The sequence below is a fragment of the Variovorax sp. KK3 genome (assembly GCF_001984055.1).
GTDB lineage: Bacteria > Pseudomonadota > Gammaproteobacteria > Burkholderiales > Burkholderiaceae_C > Variovorax.
On the sequence record NZ_LYVO01000194.1, the window covers coordinates 1 to 608 of the forward strand.

General features: G+C 66.6%; 1 protein-coding gene. It reads right to left on the reverse strand.

Annotated features, from left to right (window positions below):
• Positions 1-608: HAMP domain-containing protein (locus tag B0W80_RS34115; protein WP_143684932.1), on the reverse strand; the 608-nt coding region annotated here is incomplete at both ends.

Genomic DNA, 608 nt, shown 5'->3' on the forward strand with positions numbered 1-608 from the left:
ATCGAGTTGACCGAGTCGGTCAGGTCCTTCCAGGTGCCCGACACGCCTTCGACCCGCGCCTGCCCGCCCAGCGAGCCCTCGGTGCCGACCTCGCGCGCCACCCGCGTCACTTCGGACGCGAAGGAGCGCAGCTGGTCGACCATGGTGTTGATCGTGTTCTTGAGCGTGAGGAACTCGCCCTTCACGTCCACGTCGATCTTCTTCGACAGGTCGCCCTTGGCCACCGCGGTCGTCACGTCGGCGATGTTGCGCACCTGGTCGGTCAGGTTGCCGGCCATCGAGTTGACCGAGTCGGTCAGGTCCTTCCAGGTGCCGGCCACGCCCTTCACCTTGGCCTGGCCGCCGAGCTTGCCCTCGGTGCCCACCTCGCGCGCCACGCGCGTCACCTCGGCGGCGAAGGAGCGCAGCTGGTCGACCATGGTGTTGATGGTGTTCTTGAGCTCGAGGATCTCGCCCTTCACGTCCACCGTGATCTTCTTCGACAGGTCGCCGGCCGCCACCGCCTTGGTCACGTCGGCGATGTTGCGCACCTGCGATGTGAGGTTGCCGGCCATCGAGTTGACCGAGTCGGTCAGGTCCTTCCAGGTGCCGGCCACGCCCTTCACCTT